This window comes from Phycicoccus avicenniae (assembly GCF_050496545.1).
Classification (GTDB): Bacteria; Actinomycetota; Actinomycetes; order Actinomycetales; family Dermatophilaceae; genus Phycicoccus; species Phycicoccus avicenniae_A.
In genome coordinates this window covers 1-14,726 of record NZ_JBNVZV010000011.1, presented here as the reverse complement: position 1 = coordinate 14,726, position 14,726 = coordinate 1, and the positions used below count along the sequence as shown (strand labels likewise).

General features: G+C 73.3%; 20 protein-coding genes. 14 read left to right on the top strand and 6 right to left on the bottom strand.

Annotated elements, in window-relative coordinates; genetic code table 11:
* Positions 1–157: 157 nt before the first annotated feature.
* From ACQZ2A_RS10880 to ACQZ2A_RS10870, 3 genes are all read left to right on the top strand, one after another.
* A complete protein-coding gene (locus tag ACQZ2A_RS10880; protein ID WP_430210682.1) occupies positions 158–1,030 on the top strand; it encodes a peptidase inhibitor family I36 protein in 873 nt (290 codons plus the stop codon).
* Positions 1,031–1,118: 88 nt separating this feature from the next.
* Positions 1,119–1,613: an SRPBCC family protein gene (locus ACQZ2A_RS10875; protein WP_430210680.1), complete on the top strand. Its 495-nt coding sequence runs from the start codon at positions 1,119–1,121 to the stop codon at positions 1,611–1,613.
* Between the two features lie 79 nt (positions 1,614–1,692).
* Positions 1,693–1,992 (top strand): putative quinol monooxygenase, encoded by a 300-nt coding sequence (locus ACQZ2A_RS10870; protein ID WP_430210678.1) that lies wholly within the window; start codon positions 1,693–1,695, stop codon positions 1,990–1,992.
* A gap of 18 nt (positions 1,993–2,010) precedes the next feature.
* Here the strand turns inward: ACQZ2A_RS10870 and ACQZ2A_RS10865 are convergent, their stop codons facing one another.
* A complete protein-coding gene (locus tag ACQZ2A_RS10865; RefSeq protein ID WP_430210676.1) occupies positions 2,011–2,793 on the bottom strand; it encodes an isocitrate lyase/PEP mutase family protein in 783 nt (260 codons plus the stop codon).
* Between the two features lie 114 nt (positions 2,794–2,907).
* Here ACQZ2A_RS10865 and ACQZ2A_RS10860 point away from each other — a divergent pair, with 114 nt between their 5' ends.
* Positions 2,908–3,189 (top strand): DUF427 domain-containing protein, encoded by a 282-nt coding sequence (locus ACQZ2A_RS10860; protein WP_430210674.1) that lies wholly within the window; start codon positions 2,908–2,910, stop codon positions 3,187–3,189.
* A gap of 19 nt (positions 3,190–3,208) precedes the next feature.
* Here the strand turns inward: ACQZ2A_RS10860 and ACQZ2A_RS10855 are convergent, their stop codons facing one another.
* The gene (locus tag ACQZ2A_RS10855) at positions 3,209–3,946 is read right to left on the bottom strand and encodes a hypothetical protein (RefSeq protein WP_430210672.1); all 738 of its coding nucleotides are present in this window, start codon (positions 3,944–3,946) and stop codon (positions 3,209–3,211) included.
* A gap of 76 nt (positions 3,947–4,022) precedes the next feature.
* Here ACQZ2A_RS10855 and ACQZ2A_RS10850 point away from each other — a divergent pair, with 76 nt between their 5' ends.
* The 6 genes from ACQZ2A_RS10850 to ACQZ2A_RS10825 all read left to right on the top strand — a co-directional run bounded on the left by ACQZ2A_RS10850 (position 4,023) and on the right by ACQZ2A_RS10825 (position 7,932).
* A complete protein-coding gene (locus ACQZ2A_RS10850) occupies positions 4,023–4,520 on the top strand; it encodes a DoxX family protein (RefSeq protein WP_430210669.1) in 498 nt (165 codons plus the stop codon).
* Positions 4,520–5,458: a glucosyl-3-phosphoglycerate synthase gene (locus ACQZ2A_RS10845; RefSeq protein WP_430210666.1), complete on the top strand. Its 939-nt coding sequence runs from the start codon at positions 4,520–4,522 to the stop codon at positions 5,456–5,458. The genes ACQZ2A_RS10850 and ACQZ2A_RS10845 overlap by 1 nt, the downstream gene beginning before the upstream one ends.
* The gene (gene folP / locus ACQZ2A_RS10840; RefSeq protein WP_430210663.1) at positions 5,455–6,330 is read left to right on the top strand and encodes a dihydropteroate synthase; all 876 of its coding nucleotides are present in this window, start codon (positions 5,455–5,457) and stop codon (positions 6,328–6,330) included. Before ACQZ2A_RS10845 ends, folP begins: the two co-directional genes overlap by 4 nt.
* On the top strand, positions 6,327–6,953 hold the full coding sequence (locus ACQZ2A_RS10835; protein WP_430210660.1) for a hypothetical protein: 627 nt from the start codon (positions 6,327–6,329) through the stop codon (positions 6,951–6,953). The genes folP and ACQZ2A_RS10835 overlap by 4 nt, the downstream gene beginning before the upstream one ends.
* A gap of 140 nt (positions 6,954–7,093) precedes the next feature.
* Positions 7,094–7,441, top strand: coding sequence for an ArsR/SmtB family transcription factor (locus ACQZ2A_RS10830; RefSeq protein ID WP_430210657.1), 348 nt, complete (start codon positions 7,094–7,096; stop codon positions 7,439–7,441).
* Positions 7,438–7,932, top strand: a complete 495-nt coding sequence (locus tag ACQZ2A_RS10825; RefSeq protein ID WP_430210656.1) for an SRPBCC family protein — start codon at positions 7,438–7,440, stop codon at positions 7,930–7,932. The genes ACQZ2A_RS10830 and ACQZ2A_RS10825 overlap by 4 nt, the downstream gene beginning before the upstream one ends.
* 96 nt (positions 7,933–8,028) lie before the next feature.
* Here ACQZ2A_RS10825 and ACQZ2A_RS10820 read toward each other — a convergent pair whose 3' ends face one another.
* Entirely contained in the window at positions 8,029–8,220 is a 192-nt protein-coding gene (locus ACQZ2A_RS10820) for a hypothetical protein (RefSeq protein ID WP_430210653.1), read from the bottom strand.
* Between the two features lie 39 nt (positions 8,221–8,259).
* Between ACQZ2A_RS10820 and ACQZ2A_RS10815 the strand changes: the two genes are divergently transcribed.
* Positions 8,260–8,916 carry a hypothetical protein gene (locus tag ACQZ2A_RS10815; protein WP_430210650.1) on the top strand — a complete coding sequence of 219 codons (657 nt, stop codon included), beginning with the start codon at positions 8,260–8,262 and terminating at the stop codon, positions 8,914–8,916.
* Between the two features lie 131 nt (positions 8,917–9,047).
* Positions 9,048–10,787, top strand: a complete 1,740-nt coding sequence (locus tag ACQZ2A_RS10810) for a S8 family serine peptidase (RefSeq protein WP_430210648.1) — start codon at positions 9,048–9,050, stop codon at positions 10,785–10,787.
* Between the two features lie 138 nt (positions 10,788–10,925).
* On the opposite strand, the gene ACQZ2A_RS10805 is transcribed toward ACQZ2A_RS10810, so the two are convergent.
* From ACQZ2A_RS10805 to ACQZ2A_RS10795, 3 genes are read right to left on the bottom strand one after another with little or no spacing between them, the layout of a single operon-like run.
* The gene (locus ACQZ2A_RS10805) at positions 10,926–11,285 is read right to left on the bottom strand and encodes a fluoride efflux transporter FluC (RefSeq protein ID WP_430210645.1); all 360 of its coding nucleotides are present in this window, start codon (positions 11,283–11,285) and stop codon (positions 10,926–10,928) included.
* Positions 11,282–11,692, bottom strand: a complete 411-nt coding sequence (locus ACQZ2A_RS10800; protein WP_430210643.1) for a fluoride efflux transporter FluC — start codon at positions 11,690–11,692, stop codon at positions 11,282–11,284. The genes ACQZ2A_RS10805 and ACQZ2A_RS10800 overlap by 4 nt, the downstream gene beginning before the upstream one ends.
* Before the next feature lie 4 nt (positions 11,693–11,696).
* The gene (locus ACQZ2A_RS10795; protein ID WP_430210640.1) at positions 11,697–12,914 is read right to left on the bottom strand and encodes a pyridoxal phosphate-dependent aminotransferase; all 1,218 of its coding nucleotides are present in this window, start codon (positions 12,912–12,914) and stop codon (positions 11,697–11,699) included.
* Positions 12,915–12,986: 72 nt separating this feature from the next.
* Here ACQZ2A_RS10795 and ACQZ2A_RS10790 point away from each other — a divergent pair, with 72 nt between their 5' ends.
* Complete coding sequence (locus tag ACQZ2A_RS10790) at positions 12,987–13,325, top strand: MGMT family protein (RefSeq protein WP_430210639.1); 339 nt, start codon at positions 12,987–12,989, stop codon at positions 13,323–13,325.
* 70 nt (positions 13,326–13,395) lie between these two features.
* Complete coding sequence (locus tag ACQZ2A_RS10785) at positions 13,396–14,655, top strand: PQQ-dependent sugar dehydrogenase (protein WP_430210636.1); 1,260 nt, start codon at positions 13,396–13,398, stop codon at positions 14,653–14,655.
* Positions 14,656–14,726 lie beyond the last annotated feature (71 nt).

Sequence of the window (14,726 nt, the reverse complement as noted above, 5' to 3'; positions counted from 1 at the left end):
GGCCGTGGTTCGATCGTCGTGCGGGTCCGGACCCCCGGACCCGCCGCGACAACGGTGGGGGAAACCGTTGTGCGCGAACACATCACGATGCACCCGGGGCCCTGCCGGCGCGCTGTGTCGCGCCACCGACCCTCCGGGTGCCGAAGGAGTTGACGTCATGAGGAGCAAGCTCGCGTACGCCGGCCTCGCCGCCGCGATCGTCGGGACGGCCGTCGCCGCCGCACCCGCCGCGCAGGCCGCAGGCCGGGACGGGGTGTGCCAGACGGGGGAGTTCTGCCTCTACTACAACAGCGACCACCAGGGGTCGGTCTCGGACTTCACCGGGTCGATCTCGGACTACGGTGCGTCGCAGCCGGGGTGCTACGAGTTCAAGGGCGCCGGCGCCGGCAAGGACCAGTGCGTCAAGAACAACGCCGCAGCCGCCTGGAACCGCACCGGCAAGCCGGTGACCCTCTACTTCAACAGCGGCTACGCGGGCTCCCACCAGACGTTCGCGGCGGGCGCGAAGGTCAACCTCAGCGCCACGCTGAAGAACCAGAACGCCTCGCACCGGTTCAACGACGACGGCACCTCGACCACCGTCGCCATGTCCACCGCCCTCTACGTGGGCGGCGGTGGCCGCCTGACCACCGGGTTCGACGGCTACCACACGACGCCGGGACGGCACGAGGGCATCGACTTCGCCAAGGGCAGCGGTGCCGACGTGCGCGCACTCCTCGGGGGCACCGTGACGAACGTCGTCGAGGGCGGCACCGGTCTGTCGACGATCGCCGTCTACAACGCGCAGTTCGACAAGACGATCATCTACCTCCACACCAACCCCCGTGACTCGGTGGACACGGGCGACGCCATCACCAAGGGGCAGGTCATCGCCGACGAGGCGGCCCGCGGTGCCGGCTCCGCGGTGCACACCCACGTCGAGATGCGCCTCGGCCGCAAGACCCTCGCGGCCAAGAGCGTGAACGACCCGACGCTGGACAACCCCAACCCGAACAGCTTCTGGCGGGCGCGCGGCTACACCGTGAACTGACCCACCGGTCGCACCACCGGCCCGGGCTCTCGAGGGGGGAGCCCGGGTCGCGGTGCGTCCGTTACCCCGTGGCTGCGACGATGGAGCGGTGATCGGCGACCGCTGGGGCGTGACCGACGAGGAGGTGGCCCTCCGGTTCGGCTGCGACGACCTGGTGCCCCGCCCCGTCCTGGCCGCGTGGCGCGGGGTGACCGTGGCAGCACCCGCGGAGCACGTGTGGCCCTGGGTCGGCCAGATCCGCGTGGCGCCCTACTCCTACGACTGGATCGACAACCTCGGGCGCCGTTCTCCCCGAGCGCTGCTGGACCTCCCTGCTCCGGAGGTGGGCGAGCCGTTCACCCGCGCCGCCGGCCGCCCGACGGGTGAGGTGGTCGCCGTCGACGAGGGCCGCGAGCTCACCGGCCGCATCCTCGGCGCGCTGATGTCCTACCGGCTCGTGCCGCAGCCCGACGGCTCGACCCGGCTGCTGCTCAAGGTCGTCATGGGCCGGGGGAGGGCGTTCGCGCCGTTCGTCGCGGTCGGTGACCTCGTGATGGCCCGCCGCCAGCTGCTGACCTTCAAGGAGCTCGCCGAGCAGGCCTGACCCGGGCATCCTCCGACCGGAGAGGTCCGCAGCGCCCCCGCGCGACCTACCCTGAGGGCCCCGGACAGAGAGGTCCCCGATGAGCGAGCTGCACGTCATCGCCACCATCCCCGCCGCCCCCGAGCACGTCGAGGCCATCCGGTCCGCGCTCGAGACGCTCGTCGCCGCCACGCGCGCGGAGGAGGGGTGCCTCGCCTACGACCTGTACGAGTCGGTCTCCGCGCCGGGCGTGTTCGTCACGGTCGAGCGCTGGACCGACCAGGCCGCCCTCGACGCGCACATGGGCACGCCGCACATCGCCGCGGCCATGGCCGCCGCCGACGGCGCGCTGGCGGGGGACATCGCCATCCACCCGCTCGTGCCGGTGGTGGCGGACTGACCGGGACCGACCCGGGCCTCAGTTGAGCGGGCGGGTCCCCTCGGGGAGCCCGCGGCCCTCGTGCACGCCCTCGACGAGCTGCTGCAGCGCGGTGAGCGCCACCCGCTGCGACCACGGCCCGTAGGAGACCCGCGCGACCCCGAGCTCTTGCAGCTCGGCGAGCGGCAGGGTGCCGGGGATGCCGATGAGGGTGAGCCGCTGCGGCCCGAAGGCCTCGACGAGGGCCTCGACGTGGGGCCGCTCGGCGGCGCGCGGCACGAACACCATCGGCGCGCCGGCGTCGAGGTAGGCCCGTCCCCGCTTGATCGCGACGTCGAGGCACTCCTCGGGAGAACGGCCCTCGTCCTTGACGAACGCGTCGGTGCGGGCGTTGAGGCAGAAGTCGGGGACGCCGGCGTCGCGGGCGGCCTCCATCACGGCCTCGACGGCGCGCACGGAGTCCGCGAGCGGGCGCATCCCGTCCTCGATGTTGGCGCCGACGACCCCGAGGTCGATGGCGCGGCGCACGGTGCCCCCGGCATCGCCGTACCCCGACTCGAGGTCGGCGGTGACGGGCAGGTCGGTGGCGCGCACGATGCGGTCGACGGCGGCGAGCATCTCGTCGACCGGGATGTTCTCGCCGTCCTCGTAGCCGAGCATCGCGGCGATCGAGTGCGACGCGGTGGCGAGGGCGGCGGTCCCCGGCACGTCGGCGACGACGCGGGCGCTCACGACGTCCCAGACGTTGACGACGGTGAGCAGCTCGGGGGCGCGGTGGAGGGAGAGCAGGTGGGAGGCGCGGGCGGCGGTGTCCTGGGTCACCGGGCCATCGTCACCCGGCACGCGGCGGCGGACAACCCCGCGCGCGGTGGGAAGAGGCCCGGTGGCCCGGGTGTTGGCAGGGGAGTCAGTGCGGACACCACGTGAGGAGCCGACATGAAGGCCATCTGGAACGGCGTCGTCGTCGCCGAGAGCGACGACACGGTCGTCGTCGAGGGCAACCACTACTTCCCCGCCGAGTCGGTGCGGGGGGACCTGCTGCGGCCCTCGGACACGCACACGGTGTGCCCGTGGAAGGGTACGGCGAGCTACCAGGGCATCGAGGTCGACGGCGAGCTGAACGCCGACGCCGCCTGGTACTACCCCGAGCCGAAGGACGCCGCCCGCGAGATCACCGGTCACTACGCGTTCTGGAAGGGCGTCGAGGTCACCGCCTGACCCGTCGCCGCGCCCGACGTCAGTCGGGCAGCAGCGAGATCTTCTGCCAGATCTTGCTGGACATCTCCGTCGTCAGCCGCTCGACGCCCGCGACCGTCGCGAGGACCACGTCGTCGCGGGACTCCTCGGCGCACAGGGCCGCCGTCTTGCCCACGAGGCTGAGCAGCTCGGAGCAGTAGTCGAGGTAGTGCTCCATGTCCGCGCGTCCGAGCCCGGGGTCGACCGACGCGTCGGTGGGCTCGTAGCCGTCGCGCAGCCGCTCCGGGTCCTTGGTCAGCTGGTGCATGTCGATGATGTGCGCCAGCGAGCGCAGGCGGTGCAGGAGGCCGAGGAGGCGCCCACGCTCGAGCCGCGAGGGCAGCGCGACGAGGAACCAGACCGCGATGGCGGTGAAGACCAGGTCGTTGACGGCGCTCTCGACGATGGGCAGCCACTCGAAGCCGCGGTCCGGTCCGCCCGACACCGCGTCGCGCAGGGCGACCCAGAGGGTGACGAGCGCCGCCACGGCGACGACCCCGACGAGCACGCGCGAGCCGAGCCGCGTCACGCGCAGCCGGCCACGGATGGCCACCGACCCCTCGGCCACGTCGCGCGCGAGGACGGTGAGCTCGGCGGCGACGTCGCTGAGTCCGCGGGTGGCGAAGCGGGCGTCGATCCGCCGGTGCAGCCGCTCGACGGTCTCGATGACCGGTGCGGCCTGCAGCCGGTCCAGGCCGCGGCCGGGCGCGCGGGGCCGCGGGGTCCGGGCCTCCTCCATGGGCTCACGCTAGCGGTGTCGAGGGTCGGGGGCGGCCGGTCCGGGAGGCGCGGGGCGGCGACCTACAGTTGCCCCCATGGACGTCGACCTCGGGATGCTCGTGCTGCGGCTGGCCCTCGGCCCGATGCTCGTGCTCCACGGAGCCAACAAGGTGTGGGGCGGGGGCGGGCTCTCGGGCACCGCCGGGTGGTTCGAGTCGCTCGGGCTGCGCCCGGGGTGGCTGCACGCCCGGCTCGCCGCCGGCACCGAGCTCGTGGCGGGTTCGCTCGTCACCCTCGGCCTGCTCACCGGCCCGGCCGCCGCCGCGTTCGTCGGGCTGATGGCCGTCGCCGCCCTCACCGACCACCGGGGCAAGGGCTACTTCGTCTTCAAGGGCGGCTGGGAGTACGTGCTCCTCGTCGCGATGGCCGCCGTCGCGCTCGCCGTGACCGGGCCGGGGGCCTGGTCGCTCGACGAGGCCCTCGGGCTGCCGCTGTCCGGCCCGGTCTGGGGTGTGGTCGCGGCGGTCGGCGGGCTCGCCGCCGCCGGTGGGCTGCTCGCCGTGTTCCGCCGACCGGTCGCCGACGAGGCCTGATGCCGGTCCGCACCGTCGCCGGCCCCGCGCCGGCGCCCGAGGAGCTCCTCGCGGCCAAGGGCTCGACCACCGTCACCGTCGTCGTGCCGGCACGCGACGAGGAGGCGACCGTCGGCGACGTCGTCGCAGGGGTGCGCCGGGCCTGGGTCGACGAGGTGCCGCTCGTCGACGAGCTGGTCGTCATCGACTCCGACTCCACCGACCGCACCGCCGAGGTGGCCCGTGCCGCGGGCGCGACGGTGTTCGCGGCGGCCGAGGTGCTGCCGGAGCTGGGCGCGGCCCGGGGCAAGGGCGAGGCGCTCTGGAAGTCGTTGCACGTCACCACAGGTGACGTGCTGGTCTTCCTCGACGCCGACCTCATCGAGTGGGGGACGCACTTCGTCAGTGGGCTGCTCGGACCCCTGCTCACCGACCCCGGTGTCGCGCTGGTCAAGGCCGTCTACGACCGGCCGCTGCTCGACGCCGACGGCCGCGAGGCCGAGACCGGCGGACGCGTGACCGAGCTCGTCGCCCGGCCGTTGCTCGCGCTGCACCACCCGGACCTGGCCGGCCTCGTCCAGCCGCTCGCGGGGGAGTGGGCGGTGCGGCGCTCGGCCTTCGAGCGGTTCTCCCTGCCGGTCGGCTACGGGGTCGAGATCGCTGCTCTCGTCGACACCGCGGCCGCGTTCGGGGCCGAGGCCGTGGCGCAGGTCGACCTCGGGCGGCGCACGCACCGTCACCACCGGCACGACACCCTCGGCCCGATGGCCGTCCAGGTGCTTGCTGCCGTGGAGGCGCGGCTGGGACGGCCGACCGGGGAGCAGGCCCGCCGCGCGACGCTCACGCAGTACGACCGCGCGCCGGAAGGGTTCGTGCCCCGACCCACCGACGTCGACCTCTCCGAGCGTCCTCCTGCCGTGTCGGTGCAGGGCTACCCGGCGACGGCGGTGCGGCCATGACCCGCGGGGCGGTGCTCCGGCTCGGTCGGCACGAGTACCCGGCCACGGCCCGACTCGTGATGGCCATCGTCAACCGCACGCCGGACTCGTTCTACGACAAGGGCGTCAGCTGGGCCGAGGATGCCGCCCTCGAGCGGGTGCGGATGGTCGCCGAGCAGGGCGCCGATATCGTCGACATCGGGGGCATCAAGGCGGCGCCGGGTGCCGAGATCGACGCCGAGGAGGAGAAGCGCAGGGTCGTCGGGTTCGTCGAGCAGGTCCGGTCCGAGCACCCCGACCTCGTCATCAGCGTCGACACCTGGCGCAGCGAGGTGGCGCGAGCCGTCTGCGAGGTCGGGGCGGACCTCATCAACGACGCCTGGGGTGGTGCCGACCCCGAGCTCCCCGCCGTGGCAGCCGAGTTCGGTGCGGCTCTGGTGTGCACGCACACGGGGGGCGTCACGCCGCGGACCCGGCCGCACCGCATCGAGTACGACGACGTCGTCGCCGACGCCCGGGCCTCGCTCCTGCGCCAGGCCGAGCGGGCCGTGGCGATGGGCGTGGAGCGCGAGCGGGTGGTCATCGACCCCGCGCACGACTTCGGCAAGAACACCTGGCACTCGCTCGAGGTGACGCGGCGCCTCGACGAGCTGACGTCGCTCGGCTGGCCGGTGCTGGTCTCGTTGTCCAACAAGGACTTCGTGGGTGAGTCGCTCGACCTCCCCGTCGGGGAACGGCTGACCGGCACCCTCGCGGCCACCGCCCTGTGCGCCTGGCAGGGGGCCCAGGTCTACCGCGTGCACGAGGTCATCGAGACACGGCAGGTCCTCGACATGGTGTCCGTCGTCGCCGGCGAGCTGCCCCCGGCCCGCACCACGAGGGGGCTCGCGTGAGCCGCTCGGTGGTCTTCGTCCCCAGTGCGCCGATGCTCCTGCCCGAGTACACCGGGCGCACCGACGCCGCAGCGGCGTTGCGGGAGAGGGCGGTCGAGGCCATCCGGTCGGCGGGGGAGGGCGATGGGTCGGACGGTGTCGTCCTCGTCGTCGCCACCGACCGTGAGCAGCGCGGGACCCGCCCGCCCCTCGGCCAGCGGGTCGGGACCCACCTGGCCGGGCTCACCGGAGCGCGGGTGGCCGACGTCGTCACCGTCGCCTGGGATGCCTCGCTCGAGGAGTGCCGGGCGCTCGGGCAGCAGCTCGCGTCGGCATCCCCCGGCGCGACGCTCGTGGTGGTCGCCGACGGCAGTGCGCGCCGCGGCGAGAAGGCCCCGGGCCACCTCGACGAACGGGCCCTCGTGGTCGACGAGGCGCTCGTGGGCGCCCTGCGTGATGCCGATCCCGATGCCCTGTTCGCGCTCGACCCCGCGCTCTGCGCCGAGCTGCTCGTCCACGGCAGGGCCCCGCTCCAGGTCGCCGCTGCGGTCCTCGCGGAACGGCCCGGGGTCGTCGCGGGGGACGTGTACAGCGAGGACCCGTTCGGCGTCCTCCACGTCGTCGCGGTCCTCACCACCCCCTGACGCCCCCGCACCTCCCCCACCGCGAACGTGTGTGAACGCGCCGTGAATCCGCGGCGAGTCCACACACGTCCGCCGGCGAAGGGTGTCGGGCGAGTCTTTATCAACTTGACGGTTGATCAACGGTGTGGTTGAGTATTGGCATGAACGACGACGAGCTGGTGGACCGGGGCTTCGCAGCCCTCGCCGACCCCGTGCGTCGGGCGATCATCGCCCGGCTCAGCCGCGGGCCGGCCACGGTCAACGAGCTCGCCGAGCCCTTCGGGATCTCCCTCCAGGCCGTCTCGAAGCACATCCAGGTCCTCGAGCACGCGGGCCTGGTCACCAAGGGGCGTGAGGCGCAACGGCGTCCCGTCCACCTCGCGCCGGACGCCCTCGAGCGGCTCACGGCGTGGATCGACGGCTACCGGCTCGCCCACGAGCAGTCGTTCCGTCGCCTGGACGCGCTGCTCGCCGAGCCGCGCGACGACACCGGAGGAGCAGCACGATGAGCAACGCACTCACCCTCGACGTCCCGGCCGGCGTGCCGTGGATCGACTTCACCCGCGAGTTCGACGCCCCCGTGGCCGCCGTCTTCGACGCGCACCGCGACCCGGAGAAGGTCCGCCGCTGGCTGGGCCCGCAGGGCTACGAGATGGAGGTCCCGCACTGGGACTTCTCCGACGGCGGCGGGTACCGGTACGTCCACCGCGCGCCGGAGGGCGGCGAGTACGCCTTCCGCGGCGCCTTCCACACCGTCCGCGACGACGAGCTGATCGTCCAGACCTTCGAGTTCGAGGGGATGCCCGACGAGATCGCGCTCGAGTTCCTCCACTTCGAGGACCTCGGCGGCGGGCGCACGCGCCTGCACGGGCGGAGCATCGGGCGCACCGTCGAGGGGCGGGACGCGATGGTCGACTCGGGCATGGAGGGCGGGATGGCCGAGGGCTACGAGAAGCTCGACGCCCTCCTCGCCGACGCGCGCGCCGACGCCACCCGCTGACCCGCCATCAGCGCCCCCGGCGCGAACGTGGGTGACATCCTTCGGCCGGCCGAAGGATGTCACCCACGTTCACGGTGAGGTGCGAGGGGCCAGGCGTCAGGCGCTGCTGTCGGCGCCGTCGGTGTCGGAGCGGCGGGCCTCGTCGAGGCGCTGCTGGAGCCGGTCGCGGACCTCGTCGGGGGTGTAGGCGCGGCGGGTCCGCTCGTCGCGGGCCACGAGCACGCCCGTCGCGACGACACCGGCGAGGCCGGCCAGTCCGAGCAGCTTCCACCGGCGGTTGGGGTCCACGCGCTCACCCTAGCGAGCCGCACCCGGCACACTGGCCCCATGGCGCGCACCGGACCCACCGTCGTCCCCTTCGACGAGGCCGTCGCGGCCACCCGCACGGGCGACCTGTGGATCTTCCGCGGCGGCACCGTCGCCGACCGGGTCATCCAGGCCGCGAGCAACGCCCCCGTCAACCACGTGGGGATGGCGGTCGTCCTCGACGACCTGCCGCCGCTGATGTGGCACGCCGAGCTCGGCCGCTCGATGCGCGACCACTGGACCGGCGACCACCACCGCGGGGTCCAGCTGCACGACCTCGCCGAGGCGGTCACCACCTGGCAGGTGCGCTACGGCCAGCGGGCGTGGGTCCGCCAGCTCGAGCCCTCAGCCGCCCGCGAGCAGGAGGACGCCGTCCTGCGCACCATCGCCCGACTCGACGGCGTCTCCTTCCCCTCGACCGCTCGGCTCGGCTGGCGCTGGCTGCGCGGCCGGGACGCCCACCTGTCCAAGAAGGCGCTGTCCCGCAAGGGGTTGCGACCCGAAGACGCGTACTGCGCCGAGGTCGTGGCCGCCACCCTCGAGGACATGGGCATCCTGCGGCCGGACGTGCCGACGAACTGGTACGACCCGGGCCGGTTCTGGAGCGGCGACAGCCTCCCCCTCGCCGACGGCTGGGCCTACGGCACGGAGGTCGAGGTGGCCTCCCCGGCCGGCTGAGACCTCCCTCAGGATCGCTCGAGGCGCAGCCGTCGCGATCTTCCCGCCGCCCCGCTGGTGGGCCTACGGTTCGGGGCGGGCGCAACGACGCGCCCACCCGACGGAGGAGACATCGAATGCGACGATCTCGCATGGTCGCCCTGACCGGTGCCGTGGCCCTGGCCGCGAGCGCCCTCACGGCGACGACCGCGACGGCATCGGGCCAGGAGGCCGCGGCCACGGGCACGACCGCGCGCACCGGGTACGCGGTCCTGGCCGCGGACGGCACGGACGCCAAGGCCCTGGCCCAGCGGCTCACGAAGGCCGGCGCCACCGTGACGTCGGTGAACACGGACATCGGCCTGGTCTCGGTCGAGTCGACCAGGGCCGGTTTCGCGGCCTCGGCCCGCTCGATGCCCGGCGTCGCCGCCGCGGCCCGCGACGGCGTGATCGGCCGCACGCCCGACGCCGCGCCGACCAAGGACCGCGTCACCCGCGAGCGCGCCTCCGAGCTCCGCAAGGGCTCTGACCGCGACCACGGCAAGGGTCCGAAGGGCGCCAAGGCCGACCCCCTCGACTCCTACCTCTGGGGCATGAAGCTCATCGGAGCCGACAAGGCCCACCGCACCGAGCTCGGTGACAAGCGCGTCAAGGTCGGGGTCATCGACACGGGCGTCGACGGCAGCCACCCCGACCTCGCGGCGAACTTCGACCGGAGGCTGTCGCGGAACTTCACCACCGACATGCCCGACATCGACGGTCCCTGCGAGTACGCGGGCTGCGTCGACCCGGCCGACCACGACGACGACGGCCACGGCACGCACGTCGCCGGCACGATGGCCGCCGCGCTCAACGGCATCGGTGTCTCCGGTGTCGCCCCCGACGTGGACCTGGTCAACGTCCGGGCCGGCCAGGACAGCGGCTACTTCTTCCTCACCCCGACCGTCAACGCGCTCACCTACGCCGGCGACACCGGCATCGACGTCGTGAACATGTCGTTCTACGTCGACCCGTGGGCCTACAACTGCATCGGCGGCGCCCCCGAGGACACCCCGGAGCAGGCCGCCGAGCAGGACCTCATCATCAAGTCGATGACCAAGGCGCTCAACTACGCGCACCGCAAGGGCGTGACGATGGTCGGCGCGCTCGGCAACGACAACGACGACATCTCGAACCCGCGCACCGACACCTCGAGCCCCGACTACCCCGGCGGCACCGAGCACCCGCGCACCATCGACAACGCCACCTGCTTCGACCTGCCCGTCGAGGGGCCGCACGTCATCGGCGTCTCCTCCGTCGGCCCGTCGACGCGCAAGGCGGACTACTCCAACTGGGCGACCGACCTGCGCTCCGGCGAGCTCGAGGTCGCGGCCCCGGGCGGCTGGTTCCGTGACGGCCTCGGCACCGACACCTACCGCACCAACGGCAACCTCATCCTCTCGACCGCACCGCTCAACGTGATGCAGGCCGAGGGCCAGGTCGACGCCGACGGCAACATCACCCCGGACGGCGTGGCGGCCGGGACGATGAAGGACTGCGCGAAGGTCAAGGGCAAGCAGGTGTGCGGGTACTACCAGTACCTCCAGGGCACCTCGATGGCCTCGCCGCACGCGGCCGGCGTCGCGGCGCTCGCCGTCTCGGCGCACGGGCGCTCGCAGCGGCACGGCGAGTTCGGGCTGGCCCCGGACACCGTGCGCCGCATCCTCATGGGCACCGCCACCGACCACGCCTGCCCGGCGGGTGGCGTCCAGTCCTACGAGGACGTGGGCCGCAGCGCGGAGTACACCGCCACCTGCAACGGCACCACGGAGTTCAACTCCTTCTACGGCGCCGGCATCGTCAGCGCGACCGGGGTCATCGCCCGTGACCACCACCACGGGCACGGCCACTGAGGACCGACCGCTCTGACCGGCGCCGCCCGTCCCGCTCTCGTGGGACGGGCGGCGCTCTCGGTCGTCCCCGCTCCTCTCTGGGTCGAGGGCGGAAGTGGTCGCTGTGGCGACCACCTCCGCCCTCGACCCCGGAACGGGTCAGGTGGTGAGGGCGTAGCCGAGGGCGGCTGCCCCGATGCCGAGCACGAGCGAGAGCCCGAGGGTCGTCGCGGCCGCGACGGGGCGGTCGTCGTCGAGGGCGTCCCACAGCTCGAGCGCCAGGGTCGAGAAGGTGGTCAGGGCGCCGCAGAACCCCGTGCCGACCAGGGCCAGCGTCGCCCCGCCCACGGCGTCACCCACGAGCACCCCGAGCACGAGCGACCCCACGACGTTGACGGCCAGCGTGCCGACGGGTGGCGCCTCCCCGAGCCGCTCGCGGGTCCAGTGCGCGACGACGAGCCGCAACGGGGCACCGACGGCGGCGCCGAGCGCGACCAGCAGGGCGTGGGTGGCGGTCACGGCCCGGGCCACACCTTGCGACCACCGACGATGCCCGCCGCGACGGCCAGCGTCCCGACGAGGAAGGTCGCCGCGACGTAGAGGAGAGCCAGCTGGACGTGCTTCCCGGCCGCCAGCTGCACGGCGTCGACGGCCAGCGCCGAGAACGTCGTCCATCCCCCGAGCACGCCGACGCCGACGAACGGGCGGAGCAGCCGGTGCGCCCCCGGACGGTCGACGAGGTAGGCGACGAGCAGCCCCATCGCGAGGGCGCCGGTGACGTTGACGAGGAACGTCGACCAGGGGAAGCCGCCGGCCGGGTGCGGCAGGGCCAGGCCGACCAGCCACCGCCCCAGCGACCCGATGATGCCGCCGGCGGCCACGACACCCAGCATCCGGGCATCGGGAAGCGCTGCGGCAGAGGCCATCCGGTCAGGCCCGCAATGTGGCGAGGTGCTCTGCGATGCGGCCGATGGCCTCCGTGAGCACCTCCTCGTCGGGCAGGGTCACGAGCCGGAAGTGGTCCGGCGCGAACCAGTTGAAGCCGGTGCCGTGGGTCACGAGGATCTTCTTGGCCCGCAGCAGGTCGATGACGAACGCCTCGTCCGACTCGATGGGGTAGACCTCGGGGTCGAGGCGCGGGAAGCAGTACAGCGCGCCCTGCGGCTCGACGCACGACACCCCCGGGATCTCGTTGAGCAGCCGCCACGCCAGCTTGGACTGCTCGCGGAACCGCCCGCCGGGACCGATGAGCTCGTTGACCGACTGGTACCCACCGAGCGCGGTCTGGATGGCGTGCTGCGCAGGCACGTTGGCGCACATCCGCATGTTCGACAGCAGCGTCAGCCCCTCGAGGAAGTCCTCGGCGACGTGCTTCGGCCCGGAGATCATCACCCAGCCGGCGCGGTACCCGCACACGCGGTAGGCCTTGGACAGCCCGCTGAAGGTGAGGCAGAGGACGTCGTCGCCGGCGAAGGTCGCGGCGTGGTGGTGCACGGCGTCGTCGAAGAGGATCTTCTCGTAGATCTCGTCGGCCATCACGACGAGGTCGTGGCGCCGCGCGATGTCGACGAGCGCGCGCACCGTCTCCTCCGAGTACACCGCCCCGGTGGGGTTGTTCGGGTTGATGACGACGATGGCGTGCGTGTTCGGGGTGATCTTGGCCTCGATGTCCTCGAGGTCGGGGTTCCAGCCGTTCGACTCGTCGCACCGGTAGTGCACGGGGGTGCCGCCGGAGAGGGACACCGCGCCGGTCCACAGCGGGTAGTCGGGCGCCGGTACGAGCACCTCGTTGCCGTCGTCGACGAAGGCCTGGAGGACCATCGTGATGAGCTCGGAGACACCGTTGCCGATGAAGACGTCCTCGACGCCGGTGTCCCGCAACCCTCGCGACTGGTAGTACTGCGCGACGGCCGTGCGGGCCGAGTAGATGCCGCGCGAGTCGGCGTAGCCCTGGCTCTCGGGGAGGTTGTGCACCATGTCGGCGACGATGGCCTCGGGTGCCTCGAAGCCGAACGGGGCGGTGTTGCCGATGTTCAGCTTCAGGATCTTGTGCCCCTCGGCCTCGAGCCGCTGGGCCTCGACGAGGATGGGCCCCCGCACGTCGTACCGCACGTTCTGGAGCTTCTGGCTCTGGACGATCCGACGCATGGGGCCAGTGTGTCAGGGGGGCGCGGGGCCCGCGCGGACGTTTCGCCCCGGCAGGTCCGGCAGACTCGGGCCGTGGACGACGTCGTCGTGGAGCGGGTGCTGCGGGCCGTGGAGCAGGTGCCGCGCGGGCGCGTCGTGTCCTACGGCGACGTCGCGGCGCTGGTCGGCATCGGGCCGCGCCAAGTGGGCTCGATCATGAAGGCGTTCGGCGGCAACGTCTCGTGGTGGCGGGTGACCAACAGCTACGGCGACCTCCCGGTGAACCTGCTCGACGAGGCCCGGCAGACGTGGGCCGACGAGGGGATCCTCCTCAAGCGCAACGGCCGCGGCTGCAGCATCGCCGAGCACCGGGCCGACCTGCGCGCGCTCGCCGCCGCCTACGAGCGCGCCGTCGCCGACCTGCCGCGCTGACCGGCGCCGGCGGCGTCGAACATCCGGTCCTCCCGGCGCCGGCAACGCCGCGTGGATGTGAGACTGGGGCATGGGTCGACCCTCCGTCCGCAGGTCCGCCGCCCTCCTCGCCGTGGGGGCGGTCGCTCTCACGGGCTGCTCGTCCGGCGACGACGACGGGTACGGCGAGGTGCCCGCCGCGCCCAGCGCCACCGCCTCCTCCAGCAGCCCCGCACCGGCCTCACCGAGCCCGGCCCCGCGCAGCACGACGGTGCCGGCGCTCGACGTCGAGGTGGTCGCCGGCGGCCTCGACAACGGCTGGGACATCGGCTTCCTGCCGGACGGCACGGCGCTGGTGACCGAGCGCTCGGGCCGCATCTCGCGCGTGTCGTCGCTGCGCGAGGGGGCGAAGGTCACCCGGGTGTCCGCCGACCTGGACGACCTCTACGTCAACGGCGAGGGCGGCCTGATGGGGATGGTCGTGCACCCCGACTTCACCTCCTCGCGCGAGTTCACGACCTGCCAGACCCACGCCCGCGGCGGGGAGCCGGACGACATCCGGCTCGTCACCTGGCGGCTGGCCGCGAACGGTCGGTCGGCCGAGCGGGTGCGCACGCTCCTCGACGGGCTGCCGATCTCGACCGGTCGCCACTCGGGGTGCCGCCCCGAGCTGGACGCCACCGGTGCCCTGGTGGTGGGCACAGGAGACACCGCAGTGGGGAGCATCCCCCAGGACCTGACGAGCCTCGGCGGCAAGACCCTGCGTCTCGACCTCGACACCGGGAAACCGATGCCGGACAACCCGTTCGCCGACGCGAAGAACGAGAACCAGCGGTACCTGACCAGCTACGGGCACCGCAACATCCAGGGGGTCGCGCTCCAGCCGGGCACCGGGAAGATCTTCACGGCCGAGCACGGGCCGTCGAACAACGACGAGGTGAACGTCATCCGCGCGGGCGCGAACTACGGCTGGGACCCCGCCCAGGGCGGCAGCGTCGGCGGGTACGACGAGTCGGTGCCGATGACCGACACGAAGCGCTACCCGAAGGCGGTGGGCGCGGTGTGGCAGTCGGGGCGCACGACGCAGGCGGTCTGCGCGGCGGAGTTCCTCGAGGGCGAGCAGTGGGGGGCCTTCGACGGCGCGCTCGTGGTCACGGCGCTCAAGGGCGCCAAGATGCTCGTGCTGACGTTGAAGGAGGACGGGTCGGTCGCCGACGTCGCCATCCCGAAGGCGACCAACGGGCCCTTCGGCCGGCTGCGCGCGGCCCGTCTCGGCCCCGACGGCGCCCTGTACGTGACGACCAGCAACGGCGACGACGACCAGCTGCTCCGCATCACCCCCCGCACCTGACGCCGGGCCGGCGCCCCCGCTGTTCCGGGGGGGGGGGGGGGGGGGGGGGGGGGGGGGGGGGGGGGGGGGGG